General features: G+C 48.1%; 22 protein-coding genes and 1 rRNA gene. All 23 read right to left on the reverse strand.

The features are described from left to right. Window positions 1-64: ribosomal RNA gene (locus LLG09_03735) — 16S ribosomal RNA — on the reverse strand; the annotation flags it as partial. Window positions 65-468: 404 nt separating this feature from the next. After that, window positions 469-1,092, reverse strand: coding sequence for a uracil-DNA glycosylase (locus LLG09_03740; protein MCE5196223.1), 624 nt, complete (start codon window positions 1,090-1,092; stop codon window positions 469-471). Between the two features lie 93 nt (window positions 1,093-1,185). Further along, window positions 1,186-1,629, reverse strand: a complete 444-nt coding sequence (hycI, locus tag LLG09_03745; protein ID MCE5196224.1) for a hydrogenase maturation peptidase HycI — start codon at window positions 1,627-1,629, stop codon at window positions 1,186-1,188. A 35-nt stretch (window positions 1,630-1,664) separates the two neighbouring features. Continuing rightward, complete coding sequence (locus tag LLG09_03750; GenBank protein ID MCE5196225.1) at window positions 1,665-2,030, reverse strand: 4Fe-4S binding protein; 366 nt, start codon at window positions 2,028-2,030, stop codon at window positions 1,665-1,667. A 73-nt stretch (window positions 2,031-2,103) separates the two neighbouring features. Further along, a complete protein-coding gene (locus LLG09_03755) occupies window positions 2,104-3,045 on the reverse strand; it encodes an NADH-quinone oxidoreductase subunit H (GenBank protein ID MCE5196226.1) in 942 nt (313 codons plus the stop codon). Between the two features lie 18 nt (window positions 3,046-3,063). After that, complete coding sequence (locus tag LLG09_03760; protein MCE5196227.1) at window positions 3,064-4,269, reverse strand: nickel-dependent hydrogenase large subunit; 1,206 nt, start codon at window positions 4,267-4,269, stop codon at window positions 3,064-3,066. Next, window positions 4,266-4,772 (reverse strand): NADH-quinone oxidoreductase subunit C, encoded by a 507-nt coding sequence (locus LLG09_03765; protein MCE5196228.1) that lies wholly within the window; start codon window positions 4,770-4,772, stop codon window positions 4,266-4,268. The genes LLG09_03760 and LLG09_03765 overlap by 4 nt, the downstream gene beginning before the upstream one ends. Further along, window positions 4,762-5,247 (reverse strand): NADH-quinone oxidoreductase subunit B family protein, encoded by a 486-nt coding sequence (locus LLG09_03770; protein ID MCE5196229.1) that lies wholly within the window; start codon window positions 5,245-5,247, stop codon window positions 4,762-4,764. Before LLG09_03770 ends, LLG09_03765 begins: the two co-directional genes overlap by 11 nt. A gap of 6 nt (window positions 5,248-5,253) precedes the next feature. Beyond that, window positions 5,254-5,580 carry a hypothetical protein gene (locus LLG09_03775; GenBank protein ID MCE5196230.1) on the reverse strand — a complete coding sequence of 109 codons (327 nt, stop codon included), beginning with the start codon at window positions 5,578-5,580 and terminating at the stop codon, window positions 5,254-5,256. A 2-nt stretch (window positions 5,581-5,582) separates the two neighbouring features. Next, window positions 5,583-5,888, reverse strand: a complete 306-nt coding sequence (locus LLG09_03780; protein MCE5196231.1) for an NADH-quinone oxidoreductase subunit K — start codon at window positions 5,886-5,888, stop codon at window positions 5,583-5,585. Beyond that, entirely contained in the window at window positions 5,885-6,373 is a 489-nt protein-coding gene (locus LLG09_03785; GenBank protein MCE5196232.1) for an NADH-quinone oxidoreductase subunit J, read from the reverse strand. The genes LLG09_03780 and LLG09_03785 overlap by 4 nt, the downstream gene beginning before the upstream one ends. Before the next feature lie 33 nt (window positions 6,374-6,406). Beyond that, a complete protein-coding gene (locus LLG09_03790; protein MCE5196233.1) occupies window positions 6,407-7,870 on the reverse strand; it encodes an NADH-quinone oxidoreductase subunit L in 1,464 nt (487 codons plus the stop codon). Between the two features lie 46 nt (window positions 7,871-7,916). Then, on the reverse strand, window positions 7,917-9,788 hold the full coding sequence (locus LLG09_03795) for an NADH-quinone oxidoreductase subunit L (protein ID MCE5196234.1): 1,872 nt from the start codon (window positions 9,786-9,788) through the stop codon (window positions 7,917-7,919). Then, window positions 9,789-11,207 carry an NADH-quinone oxidoreductase subunit L gene (locus LLG09_03800; protein ID MCE5196235.1) on the reverse strand — a complete coding sequence of 473 codons (1,419 nt, stop codon included), beginning with the start codon at window positions 11,205-11,207 and terminating at the stop codon, window positions 9,789-9,791. It abuts the gene before it with no gap. A gap of 50 nt (window positions 11,208-11,257) precedes the next feature. Continuing rightward, on the reverse strand, window positions 11,258-12,259 hold the full coding sequence (hypE, locus tag LLG09_03805) for a hydrogenase expression/formation protein HypE (protein ID MCE5196236.1): 1,002 nt from the start codon (window positions 12,257-12,259) through the stop codon (window positions 11,258-11,260). A 3-nt stretch (window positions 12,260-12,262) separates the two neighbouring features. Continuing rightward, the gene (gene hypD / locus LLG09_03810; protein ID MCE5196237.1) at window positions 12,263-13,327 is read right to left on the reverse strand and encodes a hydrogenase formation protein HypD; all 1,065 of its coding nucleotides are present in this window, start codon (window positions 13,325-13,327) and stop codon (window positions 12,263-12,265) included. Between the two features lie 4 nt (window positions 13,328-13,331). Continuing rightward, a complete protein-coding gene (locus tag LLG09_03815; GenBank protein MCE5196238.1) occupies window positions 13,332-13,550 on the reverse strand; it encodes a HypC/HybG/HupF family hydrogenase formation chaperone in 219 nt (72 codons plus the stop codon). A gap of 6 nt (window positions 13,551-13,556) precedes the next feature. Further along, the gene (gene hypF / locus LLG09_03820) at window positions 13,557-15,848 is read right to left on the reverse strand and encodes a carbamoyltransferase HypF (protein ID MCE5196239.1); all 2,292 of its coding nucleotides are present in this window, start codon (window positions 15,846-15,848) and stop codon (window positions 13,557-13,559) included. A gap of 15 nt (window positions 15,849-15,863) precedes the next feature. Then, window positions 15,864-16,526, reverse strand: coding sequence for a hydrogenase nickel incorporation protein HypB (hypB, locus tag LLG09_03825; GenBank protein ID MCE5196240.1), 663 nt, complete (start codon window positions 16,524-16,526; stop codon window positions 15,864-15,866). A 15-nt stretch (window positions 16,527-16,541) separates the two neighbouring features. After that, on the reverse strand, window positions 16,542-16,910 hold the full coding sequence (locus LLG09_03830; GenBank protein ID MCE5196241.1) for a hydrogenase maturation nickel metallochaperone HypA: 369 nt from the start codon (window positions 16,908-16,910) through the stop codon (window positions 16,542-16,544). A gap of 357 nt (window positions 16,911-17,267) precedes the next feature. Further along, window positions 17,268-17,846, reverse strand: coding sequence for a GNAT family N-acetyltransferase (locus tag LLG09_03835; protein ID MCE5196242.1), 579 nt, complete (start codon window positions 17,844-17,846; stop codon window positions 17,268-17,270). Between the two features lie 331 nt (window positions 17,847-18,177). Continuing rightward, on the reverse strand, window positions 18,178-18,990 hold the full coding sequence (locus LLG09_03840; GenBank protein ID MCE5196243.1) for a hypothetical protein: 813 nt from the start codon (window positions 18,988-18,990) through the stop codon (window positions 18,178-18,180). Window positions 18,991-19,095: 105 nt separating this feature from the next. After that, window positions 19,096-19,446: a hypothetical protein gene (locus LLG09_03845; protein MCE5196244.1), complete on the reverse strand. Its 351-nt coding sequence runs from the start codon at window positions 19,444-19,446 to the stop codon at window positions 19,096-19,098. Window positions 19,447-19,674: the final 228 nt, after the last annotated feature.

Genomic DNA, 19,674 nt, shown 5'->3' on the forward strand with positions numbered 1-19,674 from the left:
CGACTTGCATGTATGAGGCACGCCGCCAGCGTTCGTCCTGAGCCAGGATCAAACTCTCCAATATTTTTTATTGCAGAGCTAATCTAGCTCTTTTTTGCGAAATTTTCGTCTTGCGACTACTGGCTTCTTTTTTGCATATCCTGCGATATGACTTTTTGTAACCCCTTCGATTCCCTGTCACGCACATGACATGTCCTCTTCGGTCACTCGTTTTTGAATTGACCGGTTCTTCTTTTCTTCGTCTTTTTTCTTTCGCTGTTTAGTTCTCAAGGATCTGTTTTTTGCTCTTATCAGACTTCCGATTTACGTTTGTCTCAAGAGTGCTTTTTAATAATACCTGTTTTCGAGCCTTTTGTCAAGCATGTTTTTCTATTTATTTTGTGGGATCTTGCTTGCCCGGTAAACCTACAGGAGTCGGCGATCACATTTTTCGTAAACCCTCAAAAATCAGGACAGTAAATAATAAATTCACAGCTTCAATTCCGGAAAATGTTGGTCATCCACGAGTTCACGATATTTTTTCACGATATTCTGCAGATCCAACCACACATCTTTCTTTAAATTCTCATTGCGCAGCAGCGCGGCCGGATGATAAGTGGCAATCAGCCAGGTCCCCTGCTTCTCAATCCATTGACCTCTGCTCCTGGTGATACCTGCCTTTGGATCTAGCAATGCATGCAAAGCGACCGCACCCAATAGGACAACGATTTTGGGGCGGATGCGTTTGAACTGCTCTCTTAGAATAGGTAAGCAAAGCTGATACTCTTCCGGTAAAGGATTGCGATTCTGCGGCGGACGGCATTTTACAACATTGGTGATATAAACATTCTCCCTCCGTGAAAAGCCACCGGATGCCAGGATACGATCGAGCAACTGCCCGGCCTTACCGACAAAGGGCTCGCCGAGCCGATCTTCCTCGGCTCCCGGGCCTTCGCCGATCCACATGATTTTAGCGTTGCTATTGCCAACTCCGAAAACAACCTGCTGACATCCGGCCCGTAGAGGACAATTGCTGCAAGTCAGTACAATTTTCTCCACGGCTCTCAGATCACCGGCTTGTTTGATCTGATTGTAGAAAACGTTTTCTCCCATTGTTCAACCTCACGAAATAGAATTTCCCAGCCTATGGCTAAGATTTAAGGGACTACTTGCCGGTGTCGTTTCTGTAAAGACAAGCAGCCTCCCTTACTGCAGCACGCTGCAGAAAATTTCGGTCAAATGCTCCGCCGCTTGCTTTACTTTCTCACAAATCGTAAAACCCTGTTCTGTCGTTTGCGGCTGAATCCCAATACAGACAATTTCGCAGTCAATCTCCAACGCAAGATATTGAAACATAATCGGCAATGGCAGCATGTGCGTCGAGAACGTCATGCCTTCAATTTCTTCCGGGTCAATGAAACGGATTTCACCAACGGGAAGGCCAAGCTGTGCGGCATCAATCACCAGCAGCAAATCCGGAGTGAACTCCTTGATCACTCCGGTAAAGTTCTCCGGCGCTGTTGACCCGGCGATCATTAAAAATCGATCACTTTTGATCCGATTGGTTAGTTGTTCAATCAGATACATGCCGATTCCGTCATCCGAACGTAAGACAGAACCTATGCCGAGTATCGCTGTTTTCTGACTCATCGAGAGTTTTTCCTGCAGAACTCTACTTAATTCTTTCATAGCGTAACCGTTAAATCCTCTTTTTTACTCGAAGCGAAATCCACATTCTGCGAATAGGTCAGACTATCCTTGGGACAGGTATCGACGCATTGACAGCAAAAGATACAGCGCCCCAAATCGAGGATCGCTTTCATTTTTTTCTCCTCTTTGCTGCCTTCATTGATGATTTTGATTGCGTCTGTCGGACAGTCGCGCATGCACATCCCACAATTGATGCAGAGCGGAGCGTTATAATTGATGCGGCCGCGGAAATTCCGCTCGAGCTGCGGCGCCCCTTTGCCGGCATAAGCGATTGTTGCGGGCTTATGAAACAAATTCACCAAAGCCTCCAGCGTAATCACGCCGGGTCTCATTTTTGCCATTTAAAATCCATTCCTTTCGCAGTACTCAAGGCACAAATAGAGATGAAAAGGATGCAAACGGTTCCTTTTCACGCTACAATACCCCCCGAATCAAAAAATTGAATACCACCTGCAGCAGCGCGACAGGGGTGAGATATTTCCAACAGAACCGCACGATTTCACTGATCACGAGTCTTGCCATTGTCGCTCGCATTAAGGTTAATAAGAAAAGCCCGAACAGAGTCTTAATAAAATACAAGATGAGATCGAGCCAGAAGATGCCGGTCATAAACGGCAGATAAACAGCGGCGAAAAGAGACAAAATCAACACCAATTCACAGTTTGAAGCCAGTCTGAAGAAAGCCAGCAAACGACCGCCGTATTCCACCAATGCACCGGATACAATTTCGGTCTCCGCCTCCGGAGAGTCAAAAGGAGCGCGTTCCATTTTGCATTGGAAAGCGATCAGTGCTGTCAGCATACAGGGGATATTGATCAAAGCATAGAGCGGATGAGCAGCGTAGTAAGCAGCAATACCGCTGACCGACCAGCTGCCTGCCAACAGAGTGGGAGCCAATAAAGAAATGAAGAGGGGTACTTCATAAACAAACATCTGCGTCAAAATGCGCGTTGCACCCAGCGTGGCAAAAACACCGCGGGAATACCAACCGGCAAGAAACATGGCAAGGGTCGGCATCGCCAGAAAGTAAAGTACAATGATCAGATCGCCGCTGAAAGAAAACACGGCAGGCCTGCCGAGCACCGGCACATATAAAAAAGCGGAGGCAACGGCAGCAAGCGACACAATCGGCATGCTGCGGAACATACTTTCATTCGCGTCAGCCGGAATGATCGTTTTCTTACCGATCAATTTCAAAAAATCAGCAAGCGGCTGGTACCAAGGCGGACCAATTCGATTCTGCATCCGGGCATAGAGCTTGCGGTCGGCAAATTCCAAGCAGAAACCATAAACAGACATGAACAAAATTCCCGGCAGAATCAATACTTTGCCAAGGGCAGCTAGAAATTGAATCATAGATGCTGTTCCACCCCTCTAAAGCTTCAGTGTTGAACAGTCAACACCCTGCTTCTTATACCAATCGATACTGTATTGGCGCAAACCTCGCCAATCTGTCAGTTTTGTCTTGTTTTCCGAATGGATAATGATAGCCCGATCCGTACAGGAGTAGCAAGGGTCAATGGCCGCGATGGTAATCGGTACGTCGGCTAAATTACCGCCTTCCAACATATGCCGCATGCCATGCCAATTCGCCTGCGAAGGGGCCCGGACACGGACTCTGTCCGGCATATCGCTGCCATTGGAGCGGACATAGTGAATTACCTCTCCGCGCGGGGCTTCTAAACGAATTAATGCTTCGCCTGCCGCTACTCTGCGCGGTGCTCTCACTGTGATGGGGCCATCCGGCAGGTTTTTAATACAGAGCCGAATAATCCGCAAGCTTTCCTGCATTTCTAAAATACGGACAACCGTTCTGCCATAGACATCAGCTCCCTGATCGGTAGCCACCTTGAGAGGAAAATCTTTATAAGCGCCAAACGGTTCAATCACACGCATATCTTCCGCAATTCCGGCTGCTCTTGCAACCGGGCCAACCGCACCGAAGCGGATGGCGTCTTCATAGGACAACTTACCTACGCCAACGAGCCGCGCGGCTAAGGTGGATTCGCTCAGGGCGAGATGTAAATAACTCTTGATCTCCTCTTCCAAGACCTCAACCGTGCTGAGAATTTCGCCGTTAATGACTTCATCAAAGTCGCGGCGGACACCGCCAAAGGTATTGACACCGTAATTGACGCGATTGCCGCCCACGGTTGCCAACAAGTTCAGAACTTTTTCTCTGTTTCTCCAGGTATACATAAACATGGTATCAAAGCCGATTTCATGAAAAGCGATACCGAGCCATAACAAATGGCTGTGCAACCGTTCCAATTCAGCAACAACCACACGAATATACTCGGCCCGTTTCGGTACGCTGATGCCGCTCAGTTCTTCAATTGCCATGCAGAAGGCAGTGCTGTGGATGTGGGAACAAATCCCGCACACCCGTTCGATAATATAGAGATCGCGAATATAATTCCTGCTTTCACAGGCTTTTTCCAGTCCGCGATGGTTATAGCCGATGCCGATGATGGCATTGGTTACTTTTTCTCCTTCCAGGGTGATCGTAAAGGTTGCCGGTTCTTCCAGAGAAGGATGCTGAGGTCCAATCGGAACCACTATTTGATTTTTTTCGATCATTTCTGTTCCTCCTTTTCCAGCGGCGGTTCATAAGTCATCGTGTTTCGATTAAAGTAGTCCGGATTCCATTCTTTGCGCATCGGGTAGTTGCCTGCCGGCCAGCCATCGGCCAGCGGATAAGAAATCCCCTCTGGCAGACCTTCCACGATCACGCCAAATAAGCTGATCAATTCGCGTTCATGCATCATCAGACAAGGATATAAATCAGATAAAGTAGTCACCACAGGATTTGTTTTGGCAACACTTTCCCGCAGAGCCAGCAAGATATACTCTGAATTTGACAAAATATAGAGAAGACCCAAATTTTCACCGTCATCCGTACCTACCACATGGTGACCACGATGAAAGTCCAATTCATCATGCGCGAAAGCAATCACCTGCATAAATTCAGCTCGGCTCAAAGCTTCCGAAAAAATCCGTTTTGTTCTTTTAGCGGCGATGCGTCCCTGTAAAAAGGGAAATTTCTCGCAAAGAATCCGGACAATTTTCTCTTCATTTTCCATCCTGCTCGCCTCCTAAATCGTTCGGTTTGACCGGGGCCTTCTGATCATCGGCGCTGCCCTGCAGTAATTTATCAACTGCATTCAGAATGGTTTCCGGACGCACGGAACATCCCGGCAGATACATGTCAACCGGAATGACGCTGTCTACACCCCCGATAACACTATAGCAGCCGTCAAAAATGCCGCCGGTGCAAGCACAGGTCCCAATTGCAATCACAAATTTTGGTTCCGACATCTGATCATAAATCTGAATCAGGCGTTCCTTGGTCTGCAGGGTGACAGCTCCGGTACACACTAAGACATCTGCGTGACGCGGACTGCCTTGCTTGGTAATTCCGATGCGTTCCAAATCATATCTCGGTGTCAGGGCATCGATTGTTTCAATATCGCAGCCATTGCAGGCCCCTGCATTGAAATGAATGATCCAGGGGGATTTCCCTGTCCCCCACTGGATTGCTTTTTGCAGTATATTCAAATTTTTTCACCTCTGAAAGACCATCAAAATCGTTAACATGCCGGTTACGATGTAAACGATTGGCAGCAGAGTGGCTTCGGCGGGAGCCGTTGCCACAACAAGAATCAAGACATGAACTACCGTGAAGACAAAGGCGTATTGGAAAAACTGACTGTAATCCGGATTGACATAGTTTTCAATGTCCCGCTGGCCGCAGGCATAAGCATCCAGGGCGCGTTCATCGAGCGGTGATTTATTGGCATAATGGGATAACCATCGCGAAGACAAGCTGAGCAGGACGAAAAAGAAAACGAAGAGAGCCGGCGGCGAAAATAAGATTGCTTCCATATTCATTTTTACCCTTTCAATTGCGTTAAGTTACGGATATCCATGTTGCCGTACTTATGATATAAACCGATCGTCACCCCAGCCAAAACCACCGCCACCACCACTTCCAGAACAATGGCTGTAATCACATACGCTTGGGCCAATCCCATGTGTCCGTTCATATATCCGGCGCAAATCAAAAACATCGTTCCCGCCTTCATGGCGATTTCAATGCCGATAATGATTTTCAGCATATGATAGGAGCGGATCAAACAATAGCAGCCGGTCAGGATCATTAAAAAACCGACAATCAACATCACTGTTTCAATTGTCATTTTGCTTCCTCCTTCAGTAAGACGACGACGGCAATCCCACCGATCAGGATTGCAGTGATTTGTCCGAGGATGTCGGCACTGCGCGTATTCCAGAATACACTCTGAAAATCCTCCATCGTGTTTTGGGCGAGCACGGTCAGGTTGATATCTTTTGTTATGGCCACCGCGACTACAGTAAATCCGCCAAAAAGCAGAACATACGGCAAATAAGCCATCCGCTTTTTATCATCATAAAGTTTTTGCACATCTTCTTTTTTCATATTGGACAAGCTGATTGCACTGATAAAAATGACAGTAATCAACCCGGAACAAACTGAAACTTCAAAAACTGCCGCCCAGGTTGCTCCCAAAAGGAACATCACAACAGCAAGTGCAGCGCTTGCCGCAGCAAGATAGATTGCCGATTTTAAAATACTGCGGGACTTTACCGCCATAAAACAGCAGCTGAGAAGAACAGCCAGGCTGATATAAATAATTGTATCCATACGTTACCTCCTATCTGCATACGCTGAGCGCAGTTATACCAAGTTGAGAGATTGTAAATATAACAGGATCAACGGAAATAGGATCCCAGCCAGCACCGTGATCGCTGTCAGTAAAATCTCCGCAAATTTGATGCTGCCGTCAATCTCACTGACAGAAGCAAGTGCTGCCGGGGTTTTGCCAAAGAATACTTTTTTCTGTAAGCGGAGAAAATAAGCTGCGGTCAGAATACTGACGCACAAGGCGAAACCTCCTAAGATTCTGTGATCGGTATTCCACAAAGCCATTATGATCAGAAATTTACTCCAAAATCCCAGAAAAGGCGGAATACCTGCCGTAGATAGGAAGGCAATAATGGAAGAAAACGCTGTCACCGGCATGCGGTTCTGCAAACCGCCCATTTCGTTAATATTCAGGGTACCGGTCTGTTCATGCAAAGCAGCGGCATTGGCAAAGAGAGTCGATTTAAAAGTGGCGTGACTGAAGACATGCGCCACAGCAGCGATCAGTCCCAGCGTACTGCCTGTGCTGAGACCAAGCAGAATATATCCCATTTGGCTCACACTGGAATAGGCGACGATCCGCTTAAAATGATCCTGCCGCAAAGCCAGCAGCGCTCCTGTTACAATGGACAACATACCCAAAACAGCCAAAGAAACCTGAATTGCGCGCACACCGGCAAACAGCTGGGTCAAAACAACAAAGCTGTAAATTCCCGCTACCTTGATCACAATACCGCTCAGCAGCACCGATACCGCGGTATCGGCACTCTGATGCGCATCCGGCAGCCAACTGTGAAAAGGCACGGCACCTGTCTTGATGGCAAATCCGGCGATCAGCAGAATCAGCGCAAAATACAGCATGATGTTGAGAGGATGCGGCGCAGTTTTCAAGAGACCGCTGCTGATCACATCATAAGACAAGCTGCCTGTCTGCATGAAAATAAAAGAAAGCGCAGTTAAAATAAAAATAGTTGCCAGCGCAGAGATCACCAGATATTTAATCGATCCTTCCAAGTCTGTTCTGGAACGGAACAAAGCGATCATCACGAAGCTGGATATACCCACGACATCCAGGAAAACATAGAGCGAAAATAAATCACTGACCAGCAGCATGCCATTCATGCCAATCATCAAAGTCATCAGAAGATTAACATAGGAACTCTGATTGGCGTCAACAGTTCGTTTCGCAATCAGCACAGAGATAAAAGTAACTAAACCGACGCAAAAAAGAAAAACCAAAGCAACCGCGGTCAGATTAAACGCTCCCGCTTGCTGACGGTTTGCTTTACCCAAAACGGAAAAAGCATAGGCGCTAAAATGGTTCTCCGACATCAGGTAAAAAGCAGCTGCCACCGCAAGCATCTGAAGGACGGTAACCATACCAGCTAAAAGATGAAACTGTTTCTCGATCCATTTCTTTGGCAAAATGTTATTCAAAATGATCGCGGCAAGCGGAACATAAATAAAGCTATCCGCGATATAATCCAGATAATTCATAATACCCTCCCCATAGCCAAATCAGTCAGGCGGATTGCCAGCGATTTCATGATGGCAGCGTGATTAAGAACAACAGTGTAATCAAAGCAAGCCCAACAATTGCCAAAGCCAGATAACGGGGCAGGCTGCCATTGTCGAAACGATGGAGAGCCGTTCCGACTGCCGTAACCAAACCGGGAACCCCAATATCATATACCCAACTCACACCGTATTCTATTTTGAGACAAACAAAGGAAAACCCGCCGGTGATTGCCAGCAGCCAACGATACGGATCGAAAATTCCCTTTTCCGCCCAGTAGTAGATTTGTTTCAATCCTGCCGCATTATGGATATGATCGGCCGCGGTCAAGGCGCTGCCCGTCCGCTTCGCTCCGTAGATATGGTCCGCTGTTGCCAGGCATAAGACAGCCACTGAGATCGCAACCAGCACAGCGGAATGAGGCCAGCCGGAAAAAGATTCCTCATAACCTAAGACAGGTCCTAACAGACGGTCGAGCGGCAGAGAATTTCCCAAGCCGAAGAGCAGACAAAGGGCAGCCAGAATAACGATTGGAATTAACATACCCAGCTTCGTTTCTTTGATATCCTTTTTGCCTTTTGGCAGCTGCAGCTTGCCAAAGAATAAAGAGCGTCCGATCTTCAAAAAAGACAGAGCCGTCATCAAAGCACCCAACAGTGCTCCCAGGTAGAAAACAGGATGGATCTCCAAAGCCGCATCAAAAATCAATTCTTTCGAGAAGAAACCATTAAATCCGGGAAATCCCGCTATGGAGAAGGCAAAAATCAAAAAGCAAAGTGCGGTAATCGGCATTTTTTTGCGTAATCCGCTCAACTGATGTAAATCAATCGTGCCGGCATTCCGTTCAATACTGCCTGAAATCATAAACAAGCCGGTTTTATAGAGCGCGTTATTGACCAAATGGAATAAACCGCCAATGATACCAACCGGCAGACCCGATCCAATCCCCAAAACCATATAACCGAGCTGGCTGATGGCGTGATAGGATAAGAGACGTTTCATATCTTTCTGAATCAAGGCCATGGCGACGGCGAAAACAATTGTGGCAGTCCCTACGCTCATCATGAGGATACTCATCAGACCACCGGGCACGAAAGCATAAACACCCAAGACAATTCTGGCAGCCAAATAGATGCCCAGTATCTTTTCTAAAGACGCCGGGAAGGCAACCATGAAAACGGTCGGCGCGTCATCGGAGGCGTTTGGTATCCAGCTGTGAAACGGCATGCTGCCTGCTTTGCCGATGGCACCGAACATCAGGCAGAGAAACCCTACGATTCCGATCCCCTGGATCGGCAGCTTGCTGATTTGGCTGAGATTAGCTGTTCCTGCCAGATAAGTGGTGAGAATGATACCAAACATCAGCAATAGATCTGCCGAACCGGAAATCGTCAGCGCCTTGACTGCCGCAGCGGGATGTTCCTGATTGTTGATCAAGAGAATTCCGAACAAGGTGCAGAGAAGTCCTTCCCAGAAAAACAATAGAATACCGAGGTGATCGGCGAGCATTGCTCCGTTGATCAGGGCAAGACTGAGATAAAGATAGAAGAGATAAAGGCCCTGATAAGACACACGGCTGAGATTGGCTACCGTATAGAGGGCAATCAGACAGAACATGGCTGCCGTAAAAGTCAGGAAAAAGGTGGAAAAGGCATAGGAACGCAGAGAAAATTCAAAGCCGAACGCCGTAAACGGCAGTTTCGCAGAAAATTCAGCGGAAGTATATAAGCTAAACGAAAAAACCAGATTAGCGATCGCTGCCGCCGCCGCGGTAACTGCCTGCAGGACCGTTTGCTTGCGGAAAAGCCAGAGTAAACTGCCGCTGATGATCGGCAGCCCGACCATACAGAGCAGGAGATGATTGTTCACTTGAAGAAATTCAGCGATGACATGCAGCATTTATAGTCCACCCCCATAAGCAATCATTGCGAGCTGGGACGGCAGATAAATGAAGATACCCAGCAAAAGTGCCACAATTCCCAGTGTCATCACACTGGCAACCATGATCGGTGTCCCTTCTTTGACTTCCGGATTCGTCTGAGGTCCCAAAAATACTTTCACGAAAAGACGGATCAAATACATAACGGTCATCACGGCGCCTAAGATGAAGACTGCCCCGAGTCCGATTTGGTTGGCAGAAACGATTCCATCAATGACCAGGAATTTCGCAAAAAAACCGGAAAAAGGCGGAATTCCCATAACCGAGAAGGCACACAGCAGAAAAGCAACCGCAGTATATGGCATTGTTTTCGCCAAACCACCCATTTTACGGATGTCTTTGGTATGCATATTATGCTCTACAATACCGGCGCAAAGAAATAGCCCGCCCTTTGCCACGCTGTGCGCCAGGATATAGAGAAGTCCTCCAACGAAACCGATTTCATTCCCGCAGGAAAGCCCCAGCAAAATGAAAGCCAACTGACTGATGGTGGAATAAGCCACGACCCGTTTGATATCATTTTCCCGCAGCGCCACACCGGCGCTGATTAAGGCACTGATCGCGGCGATGATTGGCACAACCGTAAGAAAAATACTATCCACCCGGAAGGTGAGAACAAAGAAGCGGGCATAGGCATAAACACCTATCTTGACCAGCACCGCAGCATGTAAAAGCGAGGTTACCGGCGAAGGCGCCACACCGGCATCCGGCAGCCAGCTGTGCAAAGGAAAGGTAGCGGATTTGGATAAAATGCCAAACAGGATCAGGACGACGGTCCAGGCTGGAATGGCGACCCCTTTCATGGCAGTCAGTTCAAAAGTACCGGTCTGCCCATAAATGCCGATGAAACCAACCAACATGATCAAGGCGCCGAGCACTGTGACGATAAACGCTTTGTTGGCCCGCTGAACCGGAATTTCCTCGCGGTAAAATCCAATCAATCTCCAGCAGCATAAAGCGGAAATTTCCCAAAAGGTATAAATGGCGATCAGATTGGTCGAATAGACGAGTCCCATCATCGCTCCGATGAACAGACAGATCATCATATAATATTCATTCTGATTTTCGTATTCCTTAATATAGCCAAAGGAATAGAGAACAATAATAAAACTGACAAACGAGGCGGTCAAAGCCATAAAAACAGCAAGCGCATCCGCATAGAAACCAAAACTCAACCCAAGCGGCAGCGCAAGGCGGAATGAAAGCGGCTGGCCGGCAAAAACAGCCGGCAAAGCAGCGGCAGCGCAAAAAAATCCAACCGCCACAAAAGCCAAAGTCATACCGTTGCGCAGTTTATCCGACTGTCTGCCGAACAACGGCAGCAGCAACGCTCCCAGGAGCGGCACTAAAACGCCCGCTACTATAACCCATGCATTCATGATTTCGCAATCACCTTTCCATTTCAAGTTATCCGGCTGACAGGGTATGATCAGCAAATCCGGGGCAGCAATTCTCCCCGTGGCAGCAGAATTCTTCTGTGCGAGCCAAATTCCGTGACGGCAATGACTCTACCGCTGCCTTTGCGCACTTCACCGATCAGTACCGCATGTTTGCCATGCGCGTCCCTTTGCAGAGCGGCGATTACGTCTTTGACACAGCTTTGCGCCACCGCCAACAGCACAACGCCTTCGTTGGCAATAAACAGCGGATCAAGCCCTAAGATTTTGCAGGCTGCCCCAACATCCGGCCGCACCGGCAATTCAGGTTCATAGAGAAGAATATCGGTATCAGCCGTTACCCATTCACAGAGCGTGGCAGCCACGCCTCCGCGGGTGGGATCCCGCAGAGCATGAACCGAATTGCCGTTTGCTTGCAATACTCCCTGCACCATTTCGGCTAAAGGCGCCACATCGCTTTCAATCGCCGGCTGAAAGCCCAGATGATTGCGTTCGGCCATTACAGCCATTCCGTGGCAGGCCAGAAAACCGCTGGCGATAATGCAGTCCCCCACTGCGATTTTTTGCGGTGGAATGCTTCGTCCCACGGGAAAAACGCCGATTCCCGCCGTATTGATGAAGATTCGGTCCGCGCTGTTCTGCTCAACGACCTTGGTATCGCCGGTTACAATTTGTACTCCGGCTTCTTTGGCTGTATCGGCAATCGACTTCACAATTCGCTGCAGCAAGCTGATCTCTAAACCCGCTGCCAGGATCATCCCCACCGAGAGGAATTTGGGCAAAGCACCGCTGACCGCCAGATCATTCACCGTCCCGCTGACCGCCAGTCTGCCGATATCGCCGCCGGGAAAAAACAGCGGCCTGACGACATAACTGTCTGTTGTCATAGCAATCGTTTCACCAACACTTAAGACTGCCGAATCGGTCAGAGGATTCAAATAGGGGTTGGCATAGGCAGGCAAAAACAGCTGTTCGACCAATTCTCTGGATTTTACTCCGCCGGAACCGTGCGCCAGCGTAATCACTTCATCCATATTCTATTCCTCCCTGTAGCGGTAATAGGCCGCGCAAGCGCCTTCAGACGATACCATACATGGCCCAACCGGAGCATCCGGTGTACAATCCCTGCTAAAATGAACACAATTTGGCGGTATCGCTTTGCCGCGCAAGATCGCAGCGCACAGACAATCCTTTGGTTCCGTCGTTTCTGTTTTTTCTATGTTAAAGCGAGTTCGCGCTTCAAAGTCGCGGTAAGCCGGGCGAAATTGTAAGCCGCTTTGCGGCAGACTGCCCAGGCCGCGCCAGATGGCATCGCATGGCTCCATCACCCGATAGAGTAAATTCAGGGCGCTGCGGTTGCCGGCCGGCGTCACAAACTGAGGATACATGTTAACACAATCCAATTTCTGCTTATGCAGCAGATCCATGATCGCTAAAATCGCCGCCAAAATCTCATCGGCTGCAAATCCGGCAATGGCAGCGGGTAACTGTAATTTTTCCGGTACGAAAGCAAACGCCTCCGCCCCGATCATCGCCGCCACATGTCCGGGACAAAGCAAAGCATCAATACTGCTTTCATTCTGCAGCAAAGCGGTGATTGCCTGCGGCATTGTCTTATGCGAGTTCAAAATGCTGAGATTGCGCACCTTTGCTTGCGCGGCTTTTTCAACCAGCACCGCCGTATGCGGCGCGGTGGTTTCAAACCCGATGCCGAAATAAACCACTTGTTTCTCCGGATATTCCTGCGCGATTGTCAGCGCATCCAGCGGTGAGGTAACCAATCGGATGTCTCTGCCCTGTTCATACAGCGAATAGAGACTGACATCACCATTCGGCACCCGCATCATATCGCCAAAGCAAGTGAAAATCACCTCATCCAGGCTCGCCAAGGCGATAGCCGCAGCGATATCCGCCGACGAAGTAACACAAACCGGACAGCCTGGTCCGGAGACGAGCCGGATATTCGGCGGTAGAAGAGAAGGTATACCATATTGCCGGATACTGGAAGTATGAGTACCGCAGACTTCCATGATTGCCACCGGGCCGGTTTGATCAGCCAGTTTCCAGATCCCCTGCAGGATATTTGTAATATTGTAGTTCATCTGCTTAGAGCACGTCCAGCGTTGCTTTGACAAGTTTCTGCAGTTCTTCGCCTGCTTTTTTATCCAGGATCTGTATGACGAAACCGGCATGCACCAGCACGATGTCACCCAGTGCAGCCTTCTCCATCAAACTGAGATCGGCATGTTTTGAGACGCCACCGTAATCAACAGTGGCTTCCCCGTCTTGGATTTTTGTGATCAACCCGGGGATTGCAAGGCACATTTTCTTTCACCTCATTCGATAAGCAACCGCAGCCGCCTGGCCAAAAGCGATACCGCCGTCGTTGGTTGGTATTTTTTCATTGCTATAAACCGTAAACCCCTGTTCTTGCAGCGCGGTCATGGTCTGACTCAACAGGTATTCATTTTGGAATACACCACCGGATAAGACTACCTTCTGACTGCCGTTATTTTGACGCTGCAGAATTGCCGCCTGCACAATCAATTCGACAACCGCACGATGAAAACGCAGCGACAGGCCGCCGGCAGGGACAGCGTTTTGCCGGTCGGTAAGGACAGCGCGGAGCAGCGGCCGCCAATCAAACAACATACCCTCGTCAGTTTGTTCAATGACAAAGTGGTAACTGCCTGCGGCCGTTGTATCCATGCTTTGCTGCAGTTCGATTGCCGCCTGTCCTTCATAGGTGGTGACGGGGCAGATTCCGGCTAAAGCGGCCACCGCATCAAACAAACGTCCCATGGAAGAAGTCAGGGGAGAATTGATTTCCTTCTCTCCTGCTTGCAGTAATATTCTCGCTGTTTTTCTGTCTTCGGGGAACAAATCCAGTGCCGTATCGCGGTCACAGGCTTGCGCCGTGACCGCCAAAGCAACCCGCCAAGGTTCTCTAATGGCTGTCTCGCCCCCCAGCAGCCGAAACGGGAGCAGATGGCCTACCCGCCTGCTCGATCCGGTGTTGCCGAACAGCGCTTCCCCGCCCCAAATGCTGCCGTCGTCTCCTAAACCGGACCCATCAAAAATCAAGCCGAAGATTTGCTCTCCGTTCAGATCATGCTCGGCCAGTACCGAGGCAAAGTGAGCATGATGATGTTGAATCGGAATGATCTGAATCTCTTGTTCTGTTTTATTCGCCTTCTGAAACGCTTCGTTCAGTGATTTTTGATAATAAACAGCATAACGGCTGGAAAGATAATCCGGATGGTAATCACAGGCGATCACGGCAGGCAGCGCTTCAAAGATTTTCAAAAAAGCTGCGATCTCGTCCGTGTAAGATTTTTCGGTATCGGCGTCATCCAAATCGCCGATATGGCCGCTGAGAAAAGCATTTTCCCGTTTTGCTAAGCAAAAAGTATTTTTCTGCTGCGCTCCCAAGGCAAGAATGACCTGCCGGTTGCCTGGCAGGCAGAACGGTTCCGGCACAAATCCCCGCGCCCGCCGCAGCAGATGCAGCCGGTCGTTAACCACAATACAGACACTGTCATCCATACGGCGATGAATCCGGCGATTATGGGTCAGAACAGCGTCCGCTACCCGGGAAAATCCGGTGAAAGCTGCTTCGTCCTGAAAAACCATCGGCCGATCGGATAAATTTCCGCTCGTCATCACCAAAACCTCCTGATTCTGCAGTAAGAGGTAATGCAGCGGGGTGTAAGGCAACATCACGCCCAAACGACGATTGTTCTGACTTACATTGAAAGCGATTGGACAATTTGGCTTTTTTTGCAGAAGAACAATCGGTTTTTGAGTGGACGTCAGGGCTTTTTGTTCCGCTTGATTCAGCACGCAATATTTTTCTGCGGTGGCCAGATCCGGCATCATGACCGCAAACGGTTTGTCATAACGCAATTTCCTTTGGCGCAGTGCCTGGACAGCTGCTTCGTTGCGTGCGTCGCAAACCAAGTGATAGCCGCCGATTCCCTTAACGGCAACAATTTTACCGGCAGCAATTCTGCTCTGAAATAAATCATAAACATCCCCAGCAAGCGATTCCCCGTCTTCGTAAAAGCTCAAATGCGGACCGCAATCGGGACAGGCATTGGGTTGAGCATGAAAACGCCGATCGGCAGGGTCCTCATACTCTTTTTGACAGGGCTCACATTGCGTGAATTCTGCCATTGTTGTATTTTTTCGATCATAAGGTATATCCCGAATGATCGTAAAACGTGGTCCGCAATTCGTACAATTGGTAAAGGCATAATGATAGCGCCGGTTTCCTTTCTCGGTAATGTCCCGCATACAATCCGCACAGATCCCGATATCCGGTGAAATCATGGCATTTCGTGTCCCGGCAAGGCTAGCAAGAATCCGAAAACCGGGTTCTCCCCGCAGCGGCAGCTCTTTGACTGTAATTTTCTCAATCAGCGCCATTGACGGTGGATTTTCCTGCAATTCGGTTAAAAAGGCAGCACAAGCAGCCGGACTACCCTCGATTTCGAGGGAAACACCCTGAGATGTGTTCAAGACAAAGCCAGCCAGCGAAAAAGAATTTGCGATGCGGTAAACAAAAGGACGGAAACCCACGCCTTGCACAATACCCTGAATTTCCACAGCATATCTTACCATCGTTTGACCCTTTATTTAGCCTTTCCGGGCGGCAATTTTTTCTTCGAGATAGGAAATAACCTCATTTACAGCATAGATGCCGTTGAATTTACCAACTTCCAATATCTGCACTTTCGGATTGATCTGATGGATATAAGTTTTCATCGTATCGATATTGACATCCACATAGGGAGCAAGATCGGTTTTCGTGATCACCACGGCATCGGTATGCAGCATCGCCGGAGGATATTTCAATGGTTTATCCTCCCCTTCCGGTGTGCTTAAAATGACCAGACGAAGATCCTCACCTAAATCATACGAGATCGGGCAGACCAAATTTCCCACATTTTCGATGATCAACAAATCTATTGTGCGAAGATCCAGCTGCTCAATTTCATTTTGAATCATTCTGGCATCCAAATGACAGGCGCCGTTGGTATTGATCTGAACAGCCCCAACCCCGGTCTTGCGAATTCGCTCCGCATCATTTTGTGTCGCCAAATCGCCTTCGATCACGAAAATGCGCTGCTTTTTAGCCAGGGCAGGCAGGATATTTTCTAAAAGAGTCGTTTTACCGGAACCGGGTGAACCCATCATATCTAATACAAAGACCCGGTGTTTTTGAAAACCGCTGCGGTTCATTTGAGCAACCGCATCATTCAGCGCCTTCAAATTTTGCCCCATTTCAATTTCAACCATTTGTTTTACTCCTTATTATTGAAAACCGTTTTCATCCGCATATTTTTCACAGTCGAGGCTGATGATATAGATATCCTCGCCCTGCGTGATCTGATAATAAATACTGCGGCAGCTCGGACAGTGAAATGGAAAACCTGCTGGTTCATATTCCTGACCGCAGCCATCGCAGCGTACCTTGACCGGCAATTGAACCATTTCCAGCACAGCTCCCTGCAGCACACCGCTTTGCGTCCTTGCTTCGAAAGCAAATGCCAGCGCATCCGGCATGGCGTTCGCCAACGCCCCCACAGCTAGCTTGACCGTATTGACTTGCTTGACATTCTGTCCCTGCAGGGCTTTTTCTGCCAGGGACAATAAATCTTGCATTAAGGCTGTTTCGTGCATCACTACCTCCAATCAAAACACAGATTCAAAATCGCTTGCGCTATCATCACCATTTCGATCGATCCTATCCTTTTATTGCAGCCGCTGTACGGCGATTTTTGCCGATTTATATGCCGTTTTGCTCTGTTTTGAAAACTATCCCTCGATTCTCGAAAGTGAAGTATATCACTTGACAATACTCTGTCAAGTGTTTCACAGCACAATATCGGAACTCCCCGTACAGCAACAATTTAATACCAATTGTCTTCTGTCAAGGGAGTTGTGGCTTCCTTATGCATTTGAGAATTCTCGTTTGGAGGAGAGTATTTGAGCCTGTAAGACCAATCCTTCTCTGACTGACCGACACGCCAACCGGAATCAGCGGAGCGGTGCAGTTTCATAACTTTTGAAATCGCAGCGCCGATCCGTGATCCACGCCGGATAAAACCCCACCCGATAAGCCACTCTTTGCGAAGCGAGATTGCAGGCATCCACATCGTAGGTCGGTACAAAGCCGCGCTGCAGCATTTCCTGTGTCAAACCGCTGATCAGATAAGCCGCCAATCCCAAGCCCCGGTAGGTGGGCAATACGGTAATGCCCAGCTGCCTGATCTTATCCCATGGATCGCAAGCGCCTGCCATCGCCACAATCTGACCTTCTTGTTTTGCCAGTAAGGCCAAGACAGTTTGATAAGGGTGTTTCCGGTTATAAATCAAAGCGTTGTCAAAACCAGCAAATCCCAGCAGAGAAGGAATTTCATCCTGCTCAATCCATTCATAAGTAAAACCAGCCGGCGCTGTAATTGACTTTAACTTGAACAAATCGGGCAAATAGTGCAGATAATATCCCCTGATGATTGGCAGAGAGAAAATTGTATCTCTGTCCTTGCCTTGCATCAAGGCTTTGGCGATAGCCAGCCGTTCTGCGCTGGCCGATGCCACAATGGATTTGCCCATCGATAAAAGATCAAAGGAGCGTTCGCCGAGCGTCTGTCGCCTGCGGCCGGGGTTCTCTTTTGCTTCGACAAAACTCCGCTGTCTTGTTCGCCATTCAGATCATCCACTGTGCAATTAAGGTCAATTGCCAATTGGATCTGCAGCAAACGCAGCATTCCTTTTTGTGACATCATCAGGCTACATCCTTCCAAGGCAGTTACACCTTGCTTTATACTCAAAGGTTATACTGTCAATAGCTCTTAATAGTTATATTATACCACAGGATGAACTAGACTGGGTAGCCATTTTTTTATGCAAAAACGGCTCCCGACCAAGCGAGAGCCCGCTATTGCTAATCATTATTCCGTTGAATCCCAACAACCAGATTCATGCAGCCGGATTTCTTAATGTTGAAGACAAACTTGCCTTTCGTCAGAATCAAGGTGATTACTGTGCTGACAATGGTTGTTGCTAACAGGGAAATGAAAAAGGGCAGCCAGCTGATTGCCGCATCTTTTGCCAACGTGAACGCAATTAAAGCAGCCACTCCGCTACCAATCAAGCCACCGCAAACGGCAGTAACGATGCACTCAACAATAAACATCATTTGAATCTGATTTAGACTGAAGCCAACAATACGCAGCAATGCCAATTCTTTTCGGCGTGCCATGGTCAGTGCAACTGCATTGACCATGACGATTAACACCGCCACAAAAAGCATAACCGGTGTATAATAAGCCGCCATTTTTTCGAATCTGTCAAAATCGCCAATCAATTGCTGACCCAGATCATAAATCGTCATCACCTGCAAGGGCAGACTCAACTCATCGATTTTTACTTCCAGCATCCCTTTCACTTGATTCATCTCTTGCAGTGAACAGGTAATACCAATCCATGATACCAGCTTTTCTCCCCCAACTTGCTGCTGCAATCGTACTAAATCCGTCCAATGGACGGAATATAAAGATTGACTCATATCATCAATCCCTTTAACCCGGTAAGATTGATCAGCAAGCTGTGGAACAGACCAATCATACTGATCATTCACTCCGGCTATACTAGGGGTTATGATATTTCTATTCATTCCTACTAATGATCCATCCCAACCGGCGGCTCCTGTGGGATTTTCTGCTGTTTTACTGGTGGAATTGTTACGACCAGCCATTAAAATACTCACGAAATCTTCAGTTCTTACTATTGCTTCTCCATTTAAAATCCGTAAATAAGCCAGCGTTTCGGATGGATCATTCCTTCCGCCAAGATAAGCCCATTAAGCATCATTATTATATAAATGACGATAAGGAGCAATTAAGGTATAGATAAATTCACCGTCTACTGTTGCTTCATTTAGTGATTTTTCCCCTAAATTAACTCTAAATGGCTTGATATCCAACGCTTCGGCAATCAGCATTTGAGAATAGGTTTTGAATTGAGTTCGTTTATCCATAATCATAACCTGACCGCCTGCCATTAAAGAAAGTGGCTGCAGAGTAGCCCGCTGCAAAATACTCATCCCGGATAAGCCAAGACAGCTGACCAATACAGCTAAAGCCAATCCAAGAATCGCTAACATATACTTGTTTCGATTCCTCCGCAGAGAAACAATCGTCATCCAAAGCATCGTATTACCTCCTAGTATAATAATGTCATAGCCAATAAGACTGGCTATGCGGGTTGTAAACGCTTGATGGTTTCTGTAGACACCAGACTGATAGTAAGGTAAACTTTCATGGATAGGATAAAAATGTATTCCTCCTTGGGAAGCCGATTTTTTATCGGCCCATACCTACGAATAAGTCAATTAGTCCATTCAGTGAAGATTTACGATTAGGCTGGTTGGGAGCCGTCA

The sequence above is a fragment of the Negativicutes bacterium genome (genome assembly GCA_021372785.1).
GTDB lineage: Bacteria > Bacillota > JAAYKD01 > JAAYKD01 > JAAYKD01 > JAJFTT01.